Here is a 16,863-nt window from a genome sequence, read left to right on the forward strand (position 1 = left end):
GCGGCGGCCACCCCCCGAGGCTCCGGCCGCGGCAGTCACCCCGTACCGCCCGACACGGCTCCCCCGCCGCCAGGTGAGCAGGGTGAAGGCCGCGGCCGGTTTACGATGCCCGCAGAGGGTGTCCGGGACCGCCGGCCGCGATCCGTCGGTTCATCGGCCCGTAACACGCCGGATGCCTTCGTCACTGCCCGGAAACATCGAGCAGCACTGGCCGAAACCGCACTGCGCCAATCTCCTCAGCAACGTCGGCCCACCTGCTAGAGCATCCGCACGGGCCGTTCCGACCCACGAGGGGACACCGGCTTTGAATGGCGCAGATACCGCATTCGTATTGATCAGTGCCGCGCTTGTCATGCTGATGACGCCCGGCCTGGCATTCTTCTACGGCGGCATGGTGCGGGTGAAGAGCGCCCTCAACATGCTCATGATGTCCCTCATCGCCCTCGGCATCGTCAGCGTGCTGTGGGTGCTCTACGGGTACTCACTGACCTTCGGTGACGACATCGGCGCCGGCCTGCTGGGTAACTTCGACCACGTCGGCTTCCAGGGCATCACGGCCGAGACGCTGACCGGAGGCAAGGAAGGCATTCCGGTCTTCGCCTTCGCTCTCTTCCAGCTGATGTTCGCCGTCCTCACCCCCGCGCTGATGAGCGGTGCGCTCGCCGACCGGGTGAAGTTCAGCGCCTGGGCGCTGTTCATCACGCTCTGGGTCAGCGTGGTGTACTTCCCGGTCGCGCACTGGGTCTGGCAGTCCGACGGCTGGCTCTTCAAGCTCGGAGTGATCGACTTCGCCGGTGGTACGGCGGTCCATATCAACGCCGGTATCGGCGCGCTCGCCGCGGTCCTGGTCGTCGGCAAGAGGATCGGCTTCAAGAAGGACCCGATGCGGCCGCACAGCCTGCCGCTCGTCGTCCTCGGCGCCGGTCTGCTGTGGTTCGGCTGGTTCGGCTTCAACGCCGGTTCCGCGCTCGCCGCCAACGGCACCTCCGCCCTCATGGCCTTCAACACGCAGATCGCCACCGGCGCCGCGATGCTCGGCTGGCTGATATACGAGCGGATCCGGCACGGCGCGTTCACCACGCTGGGCGCCGCCTCCGGTGCCATCGCGGGCCTGGTCGCGATCACCCCCTCCGGTGCGAACGTCAACCCCTTCGGCGCCCTGCTCATCGGTGTCGTCGCCGGCGCGCTCTGCTCCTGGGCCGTCAGCCTCAAGTACAAGCTGGGTTACGACGACTCGCTCGACGTGGTCGGTGTCCACCTCGTCGGCGGTGTGATCGGCACCCTGCTCGTGGGTCTCCTCGCGATCGACGGCGTCGGCGGCATCTCGCAGCTCGGCAAGCAGGCCGTCGGTGCCTTCTCGGTGATGGCCTACTCCTTCGTGGTCTCCTGGATCCTCGCCAAGATCGTCGACAAGACGATCGGCTTCCGGGCCTCCGAGGACGACGAGACCAGCGGTGTCGACATGGCCTACCACGCGGAGTCGGCCTACGACTACAGCGCCGTGGGAGGCTCGCCGTCGGGCCGCAGCAGCGCCTCGAACCAGACCCCCGCCGCCGCGGCGAAGAACAAGAAGGTGGACGCATGAAGCTCATCACCGCAGTCGTGAAGCCACACCGCCTGGACGAGATCAAGGAGGCCCTGCAGGCCTTCGGAGTCCAGGGGCTCACGGTCACGGAGGCCAGCGGGTACGGCCGGCAGCGCGGCCACACCGAGGTCTACCGGGGTGCGGAGTACACCGTCGACCTCGTACCGAAGATCCGCATAGAGGTCCTGGTCGAGGACGCGGACGCGGAAGAGCTCATCGATGTCGTGGTGAAGGCCGCCCGCACCGGCAAGATCGGTGACGGGAAGGTATGGAGCGTGCCGGTCGACACGGCGGTCCGGGTACGGACCGGCGAGCGCGGACCTGACGCCCTCTAGAGACGGGAACAACTGGGTGACGAGCCTCGAAGAGACAACCGGACAGGCAGACTCGGGACCCAGCGGTTATGCGGCGGCCCGGCTGCGCCTCCTTCAGGAGAAGGCGCAGCCAGGGCCGCCGCGCCGTACCGCCCTGGCCCGGCTGACCGACGACTGGCTGAACGCGCTGTTCACCACTGCCGCCCAGGAGAGCGGGGTACGCGGCGCGGCCCTTGTCGCCGTCGGCGGCTACGGACGCGGAGAGCTGTCCCCGCGCAGCGACCTCGATCTGCTGCTCCTGCACGACGGCACCTCCGGCCCGGGCGCCATCGCCGCCCTCGCCGACCGGGTCTGGTACCCGGTGTGGGACCTGGGGCTCGCCCTGGATCACTCCGTCCGTACGCCCGCCGAGGTGCGGAAAACCGCGGCCGAGGACCTCAAGGTGCAGCTCGGCCTCCTCGACGCCCGGCATGTCGCCGGCGATCTGGGCCTGGTCACCGGGGTGCGTACCGCGATCCTCGCCGACTGGCGCAACACCGCGCCCAAGCGCCTGCCCGAACTCGACGAGCTGTGCCGGGAGCGGGCCGAGCGCCAGGGCGAGCTGCAGTTCCTGCTGGAACCCGACCTCAAGGAGGCCAGGGGCGGACTGCGCGACGCCACCGCGCTGCGCGCCGTCGCCGCGTCCTGGCTCGCGGACGCGCCCCGTGAAGGGCTCGCCACCGCTCGCCGCCGGCTGCTCGACGCGCGCGACGCCCTGCATCTGACGACCGGACGCGCCACCGACCGGCTCGCCCTCCAGGAACAGGACCCCGTCGCCGCGGAACTCGGCCTGCTCGACGCCGACGCACTGCTGCGGCAGGTGTACGAGGCGGCGCGCACGGTCTCGTACGCCTCCGACGTCACCTGGCGCGAGGTGAACCGGGTGCTGCGCTCCCGGTCCGTACGCCCCCGGCTGCGGGCCATGCTCGGCAGCAAGCCCGCCCCGGAGCGCACCCCGCTCGCCGAGGGCGTGGTCGAGCAGGACGGCGAGGTCGTCCTCGCCCGCACCGCCCGCGCCGAACGCGACCCCGTCCTGCCCCTGCGCGCGGCGGCGGCCGCCGCCCAGGCCGGCCTGCCGATCTCGCTGCACGCCGTACGGCGCCTCGCCACCGCGTCGAAACCCCTCCCGGTGCCCTGGCCCGCCGAGGCCCGCGAGGAGCTCGTCACCCTGCTCGGCGCGGGCGAGTCGACCGTCGCCGTCTGGGAGGCCCTCGAAGCCGAAGGCCTGATCACCCGGCTCCTGCCCGACTGGGAGCGGGTCCGCTGCCGGCCCCAGCGCAACCCCGTGCACACCTGGACCGTCGACCGCCATCTGGTGGAGACCGCCGTGCAGGCATCCTCGCTGACCCGTCGCGTGGGCCGCCCCGACCTGCTGCTGGTCTGCGCCCTGCTGCACGACATCGGCAAGGGCTGGCCCGGCGACCACTCCGTGGCCGGCGAGGTCATCGCCCGCGACGTCGCCGCCCGGATCGGCTTCGACCGCGACGACACGGCCGTCATCGCCACCGTCGTACGCCACCATCTGCTGCTCGTCGACACCGCGACCCGGCGCGACCTGGACGACCCGGCGACCGTCAGCTCGGTCGCCGCCCGGGTCGGCTCGCTCGCCACGCTGGAACTGCTGCACGCCCTCACCGAGGCAGACGCCCTCGCCACCGGCCCCGCCGCCTGGTCCTCCTGGCGGGCCTCGCTCGTCGACGACCTCGTGGCCCGGGTCGCCGCAGTCCTCACCGGTGACGACTTCGCGGACCCCGAGCCCACCGCGCCCAGCGCCGAGCAGGAACGGCTGGCCGTCGAGGCGCTGCGCACCGGCGGGCCGGTGCTCGCGCTGCGCGCCCAGGCCGAGACCCCGCAGGAGGACGGCGAACCGGAACCCGTCGGCGTCGAACTGCTGATCGCGCTCCCCGACCGGCCGGGCGTGCTGCCCGCCGCCGCCGGGGTGCTCGCCCTGCACCGGCTCACCGTACGGGCGGCCGATCTGCGCGCCATCGAACTGCCCACCGAACTGGGCAAGACGTCCGACGTCCTCCTGCTGAGCTGGCGGGTGGCCGCCGAGTACGGCTCGCTGCCGCAGGCCACCCGGCTCCGCGCCGATCTCGTACGGGCCCTGGACGGCTCGCTCGACATCCCGTCCAGGCTGGCAGAACGGGAGGCCGCGTATCCGCGCCGCCGCGGCGTGAAGGCCCCGCCACCGCGGGTGACCGTCGCGCCGACCGCCTCCCAGCTCGCGACGGTGATCGAGGTCCGCGCCCAGGACGCGCCGGGCCTGCTGCACCGCATCGGCCATGCCCTGGAACAGGCGGCCGTACGGGTGCGCAGCGCCCATGTGTCCACGCTCGGAGCGAACGCGGTCGACACGGTCTACGTCACCCGGGGGGACGGCTCCCCGCTCCCCGAGGCGGACGCCGTGGCCCTGGCGAAGGCGCTGGAGGCCGCCCTGCAATGAGGACCGGGTGACCGGTCCCGCGGCGGGCCGGTCCCTCCCCCGTACGGCCGAGCCACCCGCAGGGCAGACCACACCGCGCGCGGCCGGATACCCTGGGGGACGGTCTGTCCTTCACCGCGCGGGACAGCCCCCTCACCCGCTCCCGACCTGAGGATCCGCGACCGCCGTGTTCGACACTCTCTCCGACCGCCTCGCAGCCACATTCAAGAGCCTCCGGGGCAAAGGGCGCCTCAGCCCGGAGGACATCGACGCCACGGCCCGCGAGATCCGTATCGCCCTGCTCGAGGCGGACGTCGCGCTGCCCGTCGTCCGCGCCTTCATCGCCAAGGTCAAGGAGCGCGCGGCCGGCGTCGAGGTCTCCCAGGCGCTGAACCCCGCCCAGCAGGTCATCAAGATCGTCAACGAGGAGCTCATCGGCATCCTCGGCGGCGAGACCAGGCGCCTGCGCTTCGCCAAGCAGCCGCCGACCGTGATCATGCTCGCGGGTCTCCAGGGTGCCGGTAAGACCACCCTGGCGGGAAAGCTGGGCCTCTGGCTGAAGGGCCAGGGCCACTCCCCGCTGCTCGTCGCCTGTGACCTCCAGCGCCCCAACGCCGTCACCCAGCTCTCCGTCGTCGCCGAGCGCGCGGGCGTCGCGGTGTACGCCCCCGAGCCGGGCAACGGCGTCGGCGACCCGGTCAAGGTCGCCAAGGACTCCATCGAGCACGCCCGCGCCAAGCAGTACGACGTGGTCGTCGTCGACACCGCGGGCCGCCTCGGTATCGACCAGGAGCTGATGAAGCAGGCCGCGGACATCCGCGACGCGGTCAACCCCGACGAGGTCCTCTTCGTCGTCGACGCGATGATCGGCCAGGACGCGGTCAACACCGCGGAGGCCTTCCGTGACGGCGTCGGCTTCGACGGCGTGGTGCTCTCCAAGCTCGACGGTGACGCCCGTGGTGGCGCGGCCCTCTCCATCGCGCACGTCACCGGCAAGCAGATCATGTTCGCCTCCAACGGCGAGAAGCTCGACGAGTTCGACGCGTTCCACCCGGACCGGATGGCGTCCCGCATCCTCGACATGGGTGACCTGCTCACCCTCATCGAGCAGGCGGAGAAGACGTTCAGCCAGGCCGAGGCCGAGAAGATGGCCTCCAAGCTGGCGAGCAGCAAGGGCAAGGACTTCACGCTCGACGACTTCCTGGCCCAGATGGAGCAGGTCCGGAAGATGGGCAGCATCAGCAAGCTGCTCGGCATGCTGCCCGGCATGGGGCAGATCAAGGACCAGATCAACAACATCGACGAGCGGGACGTGGACCGTACCGCCGCGATCATCAAGTCGATGACCCCGGGCGAGCGTCACGACCCGACCGTCATCAACGGCTCGCGCCGGGCCAGGATCGCCCGGGGTTCGGGTGTCGAGGTCAGCGCGGTGAAGAACCTGGTGGAGCGGTTCTTCGAGGCCCGCAAGATGATGTCCAAGATGGCACAGGGCGGCGGGATGCCGGGGATGCCGGGCGTTCCCGGCATGGGCGGCGGTCCCGGCCGTTCGAAGAAGAAGCAGAAGCAGGCCAAGGGCAAGCAGCGGTCCGGCAACCCGATGAAGCGGAAGGCCGACGAGCAGGCCGCGGCGGCGCGTCGCGAGGAAACGGCGCACGCGGGCGGCGCGTTCGGACTGCCCGCCGAGGACAAGAACTTCGAGCTGCCGGACGAGTTCAAGAAGTTCATGGGCTGACGGTTCGCCGTCCGCCGGAGGTGGGGGCCCCGTCCCACGGGCCCCCCACCCGCCCCTACCGCACCGAACCGCTCGCCAGGGCGCCCGCGTCCAGGCCGAGCGACGCCGCCGCGCTCGCCCCCACGTCCGCCAGCGTCCGCGCGTCCGGCAGCAGCTCGACCCCCGTCGCCCCCGCCCGGTACGTCAGCACCGGCACGTACTCCCGGGTGTGATACGCGTGCCCGATCGTCGGATCGTTGCCGTGGTCGCCCGTCACGATCAGCCGGTCGCCCGCCCCGTCCAGCAGCCCGAGCAGCGCCGCCAGCCCGTCGTCCGTCCGCTCCAGGATCCGTCCGTACCGCTCGGTGTCCTGCTGGTGGCCCGCGAGGTCCGTCTCCTGGACATTGGCGACGACGAGCCCGTCGCCGGGTGAGCGCACCGCCTCCAGCGTGTACGCGAGGACCTCCGCCGTCGCGACCGCCGGCCGCCGCAGCGCCGCCTCGCACGCCAGGATGTCCGCCGCCTTGCCGACGAGCGTGACCGGGATACCGGCGCGCGCCGCGAGGTCCGGCAGCTGCCGGGTGTGGTCGAGGTCCGCGCCCAGATGCCGCACCGCGAGGCCGCCGTTGCGGTAGAAGCCGCTCGCCGGGGTGTCCAGCCCGACCGTGCCGCCGTCCCCGTCGCGTACGTACGCGCCGAGCGGTCCGTCCGCGTGGCCGCCGACCGCGATCACCCGGGCGACGGGCGCCACGGCCCTGACCGTACGGGCGATGGCCAGGATCCCGTCGAAGGGCAGGTCGTCCAGGCGCCCCGAGGCGTTCCAGTTGATGCCCGGGTCGGCCTCCAGATTGTCGTGGACGAGCACGGCCCCGTCGACGACCAGCAGCGGCCGCCCGTCGAGTGGTCCGACCTCGTGCCCCGCCGCCTTCAGCGCGGAGGTCACCTCGTCGAGATGGTCCGCGAGCCGGGCCACCGTCACCCGGCTGAAGTCCGCGCCCATCATGGTCTGGTGTCCGGCGAACGTGTCCGCGCCCGGATAGCCGAGGGCGGCCCGCCCCACGGCCACCGGCAGCGCCGTACGCCGGGCCAGATCCCGGTGCGGATGGACCAGGCCGAGCCCCAGCGCGCCGAGGGCCGGCAGCCGCAGCGGCCGTCCCAGCAGCGACCGGCAGTGGTCCAGGACATGCCCACAGGTGTCGGCCGCGAGATCGCCGGGCCGCAGCGCGCCCGCGTCCGGCATCGCGCCGATCCCGAATCCGTCGATGACGACGATGACGGTCTTGCTCATGGCGGTGGCTCCTTACGACCTGGTGCACGATAGCCAGCGGGCTCCCGACGCCCTGCGACTCCGCCTCCGGCGTTGTCGTCAGTCGACGACGCTCCGCGTCGCCTCCCTCCTCCGCCTTGGATTCGAAGCCACATGACGCCGCTCGCTGATCCACTGGCTATCGTGCACCAGGTCGTTACACGGTCCGGCCCTGTGCGTCGTACAGGCCGGTCAGCCGGGGCTTCCCGGTGGACAGCCCGGCGACGACCGCGACGGTCGAGCGGGTGACGAAGATCTGGGTACGGAAGGCGAGTACGGCGGTGTCCCCGGCCCGCACAGCGCCGGACGGGGGCGCGTCCAGCAGCCGGTAGTAGTCGATGTTCTCGGCCGGGGCGCCCTGCACGGGCAGGCGCAGGCCGGTGCGCGGCAGCAGCGCGTCGCGGATGCCGGCGCGGGCGTAGAAGCCGCCGCCGTAGAGCGCGGGCCGGCCGTCCGCGAGGGTGTGGGCGACCTCGCTGACGTACACATAGGCGGGCTGTTCCGGCTGGTGCGGGTCGACCGCGTGCAGCGGGGTGGTGCCGGTCAGGGAGTGGCCGGGCTCGCCGTGGGTGGCGCCCAGCTCGGCCAGCAGCGGCAGGGTCGCCATGGAGGTGGCGCTGGGCGCGCTGAGCCCCAGCCCGTGATGGCCGCGCGCGGTCAGCAGCTCCCTTGCCTTGAGGGCGAGTTCGAAATTGGCGGTCGGTGCCGGCCGGCCGGTCAGCGGGTCGCACAGCACACAGGGGAACGCGGTGACGCCCGCGATGCGCAGGGACGGCAGCTGTTCGGCCGCGGCCGCGAAGTCGTCCAGCGCGTCCAGTGGTACGCCGCCTTCCTGGCCCGGGTAGACCGAGCCGGCGGCGCCTTCGAGCCGTACGAACACGTCCTGGACGAAGCCGAGTTCACCCGCCGCGTCCGAGACGGCGCGCGCGTTGGCGAGATCGAAGACGGTCACCGCCTCCGGCCGCCAGCCGAGCATCTCGGGCAGGGCGCGGTGCGGGATCTGCACCAGATGGCCGAGGTTGCCGGCCCGCGCGCCCGCCGCGTGCAGGGTGCGCGCCTCGGACGGGTCGATCGCGGCGAACCGGGGGATGTGCCGGGCGACCGCCCGGATCAGCGCGGGGTTGCGGCCGAACTGTTTGACGACGAACCACAGGGAGAGCCCGAGCCGCTCCGCCTCGGCCGCCAGCAGCGCCGCGTTGGCTTCGACGGCGTCGGCGTCCATGACATAGGTGTCGGGCGGGACGGCGCCCGACCGGTGCAGCGCGGTCGCCGTGTCGACGAGCGCCGGGTTGCGGGTGAGGACGGTGTCGAGGAACACGATCAGCCCTCCAGGTCGTGCAGCGCACGGCGGAGGATCTCGATCACGAGATCGGCGCCGGCCCGCATGGGGTTGATCCGTACGGTCCAGTCGGCGAGTTCGGGCGTGTCGTCGAGTGACGAACTGGACATCCGGTACACGAGCGGGGCGATCTCGTAGCGGGAGTTGGAGCCCACGGGATAGGGGGCCGCGCCGTGCCGCGCGGCGGCGGCGGGCAGTTCACGGGCCACCGGACGGTCGAGCCGTACCAGCAGGCACCGGTCCTGGGCGTTGGCGATCCGTACCTCGGCGACGCCCGGCACCTCACCGGCCGAGAGCCGGGCCGCGACCTCCGCGCCCACCTGGGACTGGAGGGCCCACATGACGGGGACATGGGTGAGGGCGCGCAGCGCGTCGAGCGCCTGGTAGCCCTGGACCTGGCCGCCGCCCGAGTAGTTGTCGCCGCGGACGTGCGCGACGAGATCGCGGGCGCCGACGACCGCGCCGACACCCTCGGGGCCGTGCAGCTTGAAGAGGGAGAAGCAGGAGGCGTCCGCGCCCAGTTCCACCCCGGAGGCGGGCACGCGCAGCACCGCGTAGTTGTCGTCGACGACCGTGCGGACCCCGGCGGCGCGGCAGGCCGCGAGCACCTCGCCCGGATCGTAGGAGTCGGCGAGCCGCTGCCGGCTGTGCTGGACGTATGCCCAGGCGAACGCGCCGGATTCCAGGGCCTCCTGGAGCGCCGTACGGTCGTTGAAGTCCACCTCGGTGGTACGGACTCCGAGCCCGCGCAGGGTGACGGCCGTCGTCCGGTAGACCGGGGCCCGGTGGATCAGCAGCGGGTCGCCGGGGGAGACGGCGCCCTGCAGCGCGGCCCGGATCGCGCCCGTGCCCGCGCCCTGGACGAGCGCCGCGTCCTCGGCGCCGAAGAAGTCCACGAGAACGGCCTCGACGCGCGCGGTCGTACGGGGGCGGCCGAGCCCCGGCACGACGCCGGTGTCCGCCTCGAAGAGCTGTGGTCCCTCGAAGTGGGCGGCGGTGTGTTCGAGCAGCCGGAACTGGCGTTGGACCGCGTCCTCCAGGGCGATCGTCGCCAGCGGGAAGGTCCGCGGAAGCTGTACGGACATCTCAGATCTCCTCGGCATCGGCATCGGCGCCGGTCAGGAAGCGCAGCGGGTTGCGACGCGTCATCAGGTCGATCAGGTCCTCGTCCACGCCCGCCGCGCGCGCCTTGGGCAGGAAGGACCGGAAGAGGTGTCCGTACCCCTGACCGCCCTCCGACTCCAGATAGCCGTGGCGCGAGATGTCGCAGCTGAGCAGGACACGGTCCGCGTGCCCTGTTTCCAGCAGCGCCAGCAGCAGCCGCAGCCGGGTGTCGTCGCTCTGGTAGCTCTCCTTGCCGACGGTGTCGAAGGCGACATACGCGCCGCTCGCCGCCAGTTCGCGGTGCGCGGCGGGGTCGTCCAGCAGATCCTGGTGGCCGAGGGAGATCCGGTGCGGTGCCAGGCCCGTACCGGTGAGCAGCTCCAGCTGGGCGAGTCCGCCTCGTCCGAGCTGGGCATGCGTGGCGACCGACAGGCCGGTGGCGAGCGCCGCGTGGGCCGAGGCGAGGAGCGAGCGGGTCTCAGGCTCGCTCGGCCGGTTGCCGTGGCTGCCGATCTCGCCGAGCACGCCCGGTCTGATGCCGGTGGCGCCGAGCCCGTCGTTGATCTCCCGGATCAGTGTCCCGGCGAGCTGTTCGACGCTCGCGCCGCCGATCTCGCGCGGGTGGAACGGTTCGTAGTACCAGCCGGTGGCCGCGACGACCGCGACCCCGGACTCCTCGGCGATCCGGGCCAGGGCGAGCGGGTCGCGGCCCATGCCCCGGCAGGTCAGCTCGATGACCAGGCCGAGCCCGAACTCGGCGCGCAGGGCGGCCAGCTCGGCGGTGACGGCGGCCCGGTGGCGCGCGGCGTCGAGGACGGCGGCGCCGTCGCCCGTACGGTCGAGATCCAGCACCAGATGTTCGTGGGCCAGCGCCGGGCCGCGCACGGCGGAGACGGGCAGCGGCCCGGCGACGGTATGCAGAGAGCGACGGGTGTGGGGGGCCGGGGAGTGGTCCCCGGGGTGGTGCCGCATGGTGCGGGTGCCTTCCCGGTGTGCCTGGATCAGCCCGTGAAAGGGGTCAGCCCTTGACGGGGGTGAACAGGTCGAGCCAGTAGAGGAGGTTGAGGAGGACGCCGCCGACGATCACCGCGGCGGGGGCGGCCGCCATCCGTACCACGGGCCGGCCCATCGCCTCGTTGAGGAGGTAGAGCCCGCCCACGATGAGGATCGCGACGCCGCCGCCCATGACATTGGCCGCGAGCAGTGAGCCGAAGAGGATCGCCAGCCCCAGCGTTTCGGTGATCGCGGCGCGCAGGTGCTCGGAGGAGTCACGCACGCTCGGCAGCTTGCCGAGGACCTTGCCGATGGAGGAGAGGGCCAGGACTTCGAGGGCGAAGACCACGGCGCCGACGACGGCCGCGAGGAACGGGTTCGGCATCAGATAGCCGAGGGGGTAGACGAGCGTGAAGCCGGCGATGCCGTACGCACCGGAGGCGAGCGCGGTCGTCGCGATCAGCGGGATGAAGCCGAAGACCCGGTAGAAGTCGACCTGGGCGGCCTCGCTGTAGTGCCCCTTGGCGATCAGGAAGCTGGTGGCCTCGCCGCCGCCGAATATGTGCATCTGCGCCAGCACACAGACTCCGGCGCCCAGCACCATGAACAGCGGCAGAAAGCGGCGCAGCCGCAGGGCGCTGGAGCTGAAGAGAGAGGCCATCGGGTCGTCCCCGGCCGCCTCCGGCTGCCCCGTGCCCGAGGTCTGTTCGCCGGCGGCCGCCGCTTCGGCCCGGTCGGCCTTGCGCTGGAGCAGGTCCTTCCTGACGGCGAAGCCGATGAGCAGCAGCACACCGGCCGCCATCGCCAGCGAGCCGGCGAAGACGTTGGGCCAGATCTTCATGGTCATGATCACGAGCGCCAGTTCGAGCACCGCCGCGATGCCACCGCGCAGCCGTCCGAACTGCTTGGTGATGGCGAGCACCGGGAAGAGCGTGAACAGGAACAGGATCGGCGTCGACATCTGCTGCATCGCCGTCAGGAAGTCGACGGGCAGGTCGTGCGCCACCTCATTGGCCCCGCTGAGGCCGAAGACGACCACCGCGCCCCACGCGCCGCCCAGCAGCGGCGCCAGCCACTTCTTGGGCGAGAGGATGCCCAGGATGTCGGTGGGCAGGAAGAGCAGCCACGGGTTGAGGACCCCGCTGGAGAGGGCCATCGGCGCCCCGAGGCCGAAGATGAAGCCCGCGGAGAGCCCGAAGGACACCGCCGTGGTGGCGGAGCGGGTGGTGCGCCCCTGGATGAAGTCGAGCATGAAGGGGCGCACGCCGTCGTTGAATACGGCCAGTGCCATGTGCGCGATGAAGGCGGTCAGCGCGCACAGGGCTATGACGAACAGTTTCTGCGTCAGCGAGAAGTCCAGACCGGTACTCGCTGCAAGGACGGTGGTCACGGGGGTGTCTCCTCTGGGCCCTGGCAGGTCTTCGGCGGGTCAGCCGCGCGCGGTGAGCGCGCGGGCCATGATCGGGGCGATCACGTCGATCTGGTCGATGGCGAAGCCGAAGACCTTCTTGCCGTCCGCCAGCAGGGCGCCGACCTCGTCCTCGGTGGGGACGGAGCGGCCGAACGTGTGGCAGAGGGGCGAGCCCAGCAGGCCGACGAGGACGCCGAGCGAGGCGCCGGCGCCGGTGTGGCACGTACCGAGGTAGTAGTCGGCCTGGCCGGCGCGGAGCTTCATCGCCGCGTCCATGTCGTTGGAGACCGTGATCTCCAGGCCGTCGAGTCCGAGCGCGCCGATGGTCTGCGCGACCTCGGACTTGCCGACACCACCGGTGAGGATCTTCGTCATGGCTGATTCCTTCGTCTCGTGGTTCCCGCGTACCGCGGAGCCGGGTCAGGCGGGGGAGTTCTGGGCGAGCACGGCGAGGTGCAGACCCAGGAAGTTGATCTCGGACTCGGGGAGCGGGGCGCCCAGGGCCTGCTCCGCCCGTACGGACACGGCGCGGGCCCGGGCCACAGCCTCGGGGTGGTCGGCGAGCTCGGCCGCCACCTGCTCGTCTGTCCGGAACTCCTCGATCGGCTCGCCGTCGAGGAGCCGGTTGAGCGCCATCATCAGATGGCTGGTGAGCATGCCCGCCGTGCCCTCGGTGACGGTACGGCCCTCGGCGGCCAGGGCGTCCAGCTCGTCCGCGACGAACGCGGCGACCTCGGGCCTGACCTGGCCGCTCTCGCGGAACAGTTGGATGCGGAGGGCGAGCTGGTCGTCCATGGTGCTCCTTATCCTTTCTTTCGAGGCTGATGAAACAGTCACCAGGATTTTGTATATTGAGCCCGGATCTCGGTCCTGGGATGTCCTTTCGCGGTGTCCGGTTCATCCGGCGGGGCCGGTGAGGTCAGTACGAGGGCATGCGCTCACCGCGCAGTACCTCGGTCTGGACGGTGGTGATGACCGACAGGTCGAGCGAGTCGCGCACGGCGCCGAGCGCCTTCGCCCCCTCGGTCCTGCCGATGATCGCCGCGCTGGAGTTGCGCAGCGACAGATCGCGGGTGACCTCGTCGCCGAGCGGCCGTACGTCCACTCCTGGGCCGAGCCTGCCCTGTACCTCGTCGAGGTTCCAGACGGTGGCGTCGGCCCGGTCCTGCTCCAGCAGCTCGGGCAGCTGCATGTATGAGGCCTCGACCCACTCGATGTCGCCGCGTCCGGCGAACACGCGCTCGGCGAGCATCCGCTGATCCTCGGAGGCGTGGTCGACGGCGACCCGCAGCCCCGGGGTGTCCAGGTCCGCGCCGTGCCGCAGCAGCAGCCCGTGTGCCCCGACATACGTGGCCGGGCCGAGATCCGCGACCAGCTCGACGGGGTGTTCCCCGACCAGCCGGTCGGCGGCGAAGCGGGAGAGCACCACGAGATCGACCTTGCCCTCGATCAGGGCGGTGGTGCGGGCGCCGGCGCCTCGCATGAAGGTGATCGCGAAGGGGGCGCCGGCCTCCTCGAAGGCGGAGCGCAGCCCGGTGGCCAGACCTTCGTAGCGGCGGGAGTACGGGAGCGGCATCGCGGCGAGCAGGGTGCCGAGTCCGGAGAGCCGCCAGAGTATCGAGCGGTCGGAGCGGACGAGGAAGGTGCCGAGATGGCCACGGGCCGTCGTCTCGATGGCCTCGGCCTTCTCCAGCAGCTGGAGCGCCGCCTGGACGGTGCCGTTCCCGACGCCCAGCTCCACGGCGAAGTCGCGCACCCGTGGCAGCCGGGTGTCCGGCTCGTGGTTCAGCAGGAGAACCGCCAGCTGCCGGGCCGCGAGGCCGTTGCGGGTCAGGAAACGCTCGTCAAAGCCTGTCACGGAAGAGACAGTAAACAGGATTCTGGATACTGGCAAGGGTCCTGGGCCGATCCGTTCCCGGCCAGGAAACGGACCGGCGGGTCGGGCCGCGTCCGCCCAGGTCAGGGCGTGCGGGCGATCAGATAACGGAAGACGTTCTCCATCCACACCGTGCCGTCGGGCCGCAGATGCGGACGGAGCGCCTCGCTGATCTCCTTCTCCACCTGCCGCCGGTCCGTGGCCCCGATCGCCCCGTCGAACACCCCGGTCGACAGCAGTCCGCGCACCGCGCTCTCCGTGTCCGCGTAGCCGAAGGGGCAGGCCACCCGGCCCGATCCGTCCGGCTCCAGACCGGCCCGCGCGGCCACCTCCTCCAGGTCGTCCCGGTGCGCCGGGGACCGGCCGCCCGTGCGCGGCGCGCCGGTCAGCCGGCCCGCGACCCGCAGCACCGCGTCCGTGGCGCAGCGCTCCGGCGGCCCCCAGCCGGCCAGCACCACCGGGGTGCCGTGTTCGGCCAGCGGTATCGCCGTGCCGAGGGCGGGCGCGAGCTCCTCCACGTCGTCCGCCGTGGAGCCGATCGGCTGGAAGGCGGTGATCAGGTCGTACGGGGAACGGCCCGGCGCGGCGGCCGCCTCGGCCATCCGGTCCACCGGCAGCAGCGTGCCGGTGGCCGCTGGCACGCTGCTGCCGGCGGAGCGGTCGTCCCGCTTCCCCTCGACGACCAGCCGTTCGCGGGCCAGCGCGAGCCGCTCCTCGTCCGCGTCGACGCCGGTGACCCGCGCACCCCGCGAGGCGGCGAGCAGCAGGGCGAGCCCCGAGCCGCAGCCGAGGCCGAGCACCCGGGTGCCGGTGTGGACCTCCAGGCGTTCGTACACCGCTTCGTAGAGCGGCACCAGCATCCGTTCCTGGATCTCGGCCCAGTCGCGGGCGCGCGCACCCGCGTCCGCGGGAAGCGCCGGAGCCGAGGCCGCGTTCGGAGGCTGCTCGTGGTGCTGGGCGAGCGTAGGTGTCATGGATAGCGCCCCAATCCGCCGAGAGGTCGTCAGTGTCCTGATGGACAGCCCCCCGTGTAGATGCGCGCACACATCCCCCGTATGTCAGGGAACTCCGCATCCGTGCCCGCGTCCAGTGGGCGATGGGCAAAGCGTTGTGTGAACCGGGCGTACGCCCCGGCGCGCGCGGCTGATCCATTTTTCCGGCCAGGGCCGCCGTACGATTCCCGCCATGGCGAAGGCACCTGTTCTCACGCCCCGGGCGGACGACTTCCCCCGCTGGTACCAGGACCTGATCAACAAGGCCGAGCTGGCCGACAACGGACCGGTGCGCGGCACGATGGTGATCAGGCCGTACGGCTACGGCCTGTGGGAGCGGATGCAGCAGGAGCTGGACGCCCGCATCAAGGAGGCGGGCGCCGCGAACGCGTACTTCCCGCTCCTCATCCCGCAGTCGTATCTGACCAGAGAAGCCGAACACGTCGAGGGCTTCGCACCCGAGCTGGCCGTCGTCACGCACGGCGGCGGCAAGGAGCTGGACGAGCCGGCCGTCGTCCGTCCCACCTCCGAGACGATCGTCAACGAGTACTTCTCCAAGTGGGTGCGGAGCTACCGCGATCTGCCGCTGCTCATCAACCAGTGGGCCAATGTCGTCCGCTGGGAGATGCGCCCCCGGATCTTCCTGCGCACCACCGAATTCCTCTGGCAGGAGGGCCACACCGCCCACGCCACCGAGGAGGAGGCCAGGCGGTACGCGGCGCACATCCACCGGCACGTCTACGCGGACTTCATGATCAATGTCCTCGGCATCGATGTCGTCCTGGGCCGCAAGACCGCGAGCGAGCGTTTCGCGGGCGCCATCAACACCCTGACCCTCGAAGGGATGATGGGCGACGGCAAGGCCCTCCAGCTGGGCACGAGCCATGAACTGGGCCAGAACTTCGCCAGGGCCTTCCACATCCGGTATCTGTCGAAGGACGACACCCAGGAGCTGGTCTGGCAGACCTCCTGGGGCGCCTCGACCCGGATGGTCGGTGGACTGATCATGTCGCACGGCGACGACAACGGGCTGCGCGTGCCGCCCCGGCTCGCCCCCGTCCAGGCCGTCGTCCTCGCCATCAAGGACGACGAGGCCGTCCTCGCGGCCGTCCGTGAGATCGCCGGCCGCCTCGGGGCGGCCGGCCTGCGCGTCCAGGTCGACGACCGTACCGACACCCCCTTCGGCCGCCGCGCCGTCGACTGGGAGCTGAAGGGCGTGCCCGTACGGATCGAGATCGGCCCGCGCGACCTGGAGGGCGGCACCGCGATGCTCGCCCGCCGGATCCCGGGCGGCAAGGAGCCCGTCTCCGTGGACGCCCTCGCCGGGCTGCTGCCCACGGTCCTCGAAGAGGACCAGGCGCTGCTGCTGCGGCAGTCCCGGGAGCGCCGCGCGTCCCGTACCACCGATGTCTCCACCGTCGAGGAGGCCGCCGAGGCCGCCGGCGCGGGTGACTGGGCGCGTATCGCGTGGGCGGCGCTGGGCCCCGGGGGAGAGGCCGCCCTCGCGCGGCACGGCGTGTCCGTACGGTGTCTGGTCGCCGAGGACGGGTCGGTGCCGGAATCGGATGATGCGCCGGGTAACCTCGCCCTTGTGGCGCGCGCCTACTGAGCTCCCTCTTGCTGAGCTCCGGTCGAAGAGTGCCGGTGTACGTAGATCAGCTACGCGCCGATGCGTACGCGGCGCTACGTACCACCTTGAGATGAGCTGCGAGGCTTCTCCGCAGATCGACGCACCCGCCCTCGTCAGGACGCATCAATGGCAACT

14 protein-coding genes are annotated in these 16,863 nt (G+C 71.7%); 5 read left to right on the plus strand and 9 right to left on the minus strand.

Annotated elements, in window-relative coordinates:
- Nucleotides 1–304: 304 nt before the first annotated feature.
- From ACFVWW_RS15850 to ffh, 4 genes are all read left to right on the plus strand, one after another.
- A complete protein-coding gene (locus ACFVWW_RS15850; protein WP_384184607.1) occupies nucleotides 305–1,585 on the plus strand; it encodes an ammonium transporter in 1,281 nt (426 codons plus the stop codon).
- On the plus strand, nucleotides 1,582–1,920 hold the full coding sequence (locus ACFVWW_RS15855) for a P-II family nitrogen regulator (RefSeq protein ID WP_384184609.1): 339 nt from the start codon (nucleotides 1,582–1,584) through the stop codon (nucleotides 1,918–1,920). The genes ACFVWW_RS15850 and ACFVWW_RS15855 overlap by 4 nt, the downstream gene beginning before the upstream one ends.
- A 16-nt stretch (nucleotides 1,921–1,936) precedes the next feature.
- Nucleotides 1,937–4,384 (plus strand): [protein-PII] uridylyltransferase, encoded by a 2,448-nt coding sequence (locus tag ACFVWW_RS15860; RefSeq protein ID WP_384184612.1) that lies wholly within the window; start codon nucleotides 1,937–1,939, stop codon nucleotides 4,382–4,384.
- Nucleotides 4,385–4,550: 166 nt separating this feature from the next.
- Nucleotides 4,551–6,098 carry a signal recognition particle protein gene (gene ffh / locus ACFVWW_RS15865; protein WP_384184615.1) on the plus strand — a complete coding sequence of 516 codons (1,548 nt, stop codon included), beginning with the start codon at nucleotides 4,551–4,553 and terminating at the stop codon, nucleotides 6,096–6,098.
- 55 nt (nucleotides 6,099–6,153) lie between these two features.
- Here ffh and ACFVWW_RS15870 read toward each other — a convergent pair whose 3' ends face one another.
- The 9 genes from ACFVWW_RS15870 to ACFVWW_RS15910 all read right to left on the minus strand — a co-directional run bounded on the left by ACFVWW_RS15870 (nucleotide 6,154) and on the right by ACFVWW_RS15910 (nucleotide 15,080).
- Nucleotides 6,154–7,365 carry a phosphopentomutase gene (locus ACFVWW_RS15870; protein WP_384184617.1) on the minus strand — a complete coding sequence of 404 codons (1,212 nt, stop codon included), beginning with the start codon at nucleotides 7,363–7,365 and terminating at the stop codon, nucleotides 6,154–6,156.
- A gap of 175 nt (nucleotides 7,366–7,540) precedes the next feature.
- On the minus strand, nucleotides 7,541–8,701 hold the full coding sequence (locus ACFVWW_RS15875; protein ID WP_386878276.1) for an alanine racemase: 1,161 nt from the start codon (nucleotides 8,699–8,701) through the stop codon (nucleotides 7,541–7,543).
- A 2-nt stretch (nucleotides 8,702–8,703) separates the two neighbouring features.
- Nucleotides 8,704–9,807 carry an aminotransferase class V-fold PLP-dependent enzyme gene (locus ACFVWW_RS15880; RefSeq protein ID WP_386878277.1) on the minus strand — a complete coding sequence of 368 codons (1,104 nt, stop codon included), beginning with the start codon at nucleotides 9,805–9,807 and terminating at the stop codon, nucleotides 8,704–8,706.
- Between the two features lies 1 nt (nucleotide 9,808).
- On the minus strand, nucleotides 9,809–10,798 hold the full coding sequence (locus ACFVWW_RS15885) for a phosphotriesterase (RefSeq protein ID WP_384184626.1): 990 nt from the start codon (nucleotides 10,796–10,798) through the stop codon (nucleotides 9,809–9,811).
- Between the two features lie 46 nt (nucleotides 10,799–10,844).
- Entirely contained in the window at nucleotides 10,845–12,209 is a 1,365-nt protein-coding gene (locus ACFVWW_RS15890) for a YhfT family protein (RefSeq protein ID WP_386878278.1), read from the minus strand.
- Between the two features lie 39 nt (nucleotides 12,210–12,248).
- Nucleotides 12,249–12,605 (minus strand): DUF2620 domain-containing protein, encoded by a 357-nt coding sequence (locus ACFVWW_RS15895; protein ID WP_384184631.1) that lies wholly within the window; start codon nucleotides 12,603–12,605, stop codon nucleotides 12,249–12,251.
- A 45-nt stretch (nucleotides 12,606–12,650) separates the two neighbouring features.
- On the minus strand, nucleotides 12,651–13,025 hold the full coding sequence (locus ACFVWW_RS15900; protein WP_386878279.1) for a PRD domain-containing protein: 375 nt from the start codon (nucleotides 13,023–13,025) through the stop codon (nucleotides 12,651–12,653).
- Between the two features lie 124 nt (nucleotides 13,026–13,149).
- The gene (gene yhfZ / locus ACFVWW_RS15905) at nucleotides 13,150–14,088 is read right to left on the minus strand and encodes a GntR family transcriptional regulator YhfZ (RefSeq protein ID WP_384184637.1); all 939 of its coding nucleotides are present in this window, start codon (nucleotides 14,086–14,088) and stop codon (nucleotides 13,150–13,152) included.
- 101 nt (nucleotides 14,089–14,189) lie between these two features.
- On the minus strand, nucleotides 14,190–15,080 hold the full coding sequence (locus ACFVWW_RS15910; protein WP_386878280.1) for a class I SAM-dependent methyltransferase: 891 nt from the start codon (nucleotides 15,078–15,080) through the stop codon (nucleotides 14,190–14,192).
- A 211-nt stretch (nucleotides 15,081–15,291) separates the two neighbouring features.
- Here ACFVWW_RS15910 and proS point away from each other — a divergent pair, with 211 nt between their 5' ends.
- A complete protein-coding gene (gene proS, locus ACFVWW_RS15915) occupies nucleotides 15,292–16,707 on the plus strand; it encodes a proline--tRNA ligase (RefSeq protein ID WP_386878281.1) in 1,416 nt (471 codons plus the stop codon).
- The last annotated feature ends 156 nt before the right edge of the window (nucleotides 16,708–16,863 follow it).

Origin of the sequence: Streptomyces sp. NPDC058198, from assembly GCF_042882605.1 — a bacterium.
Classification (GTDB): Bacteria; Actinomycetota; Actinomycetes; order Streptomycetales; family Streptomycetaceae; genus Streptomyces.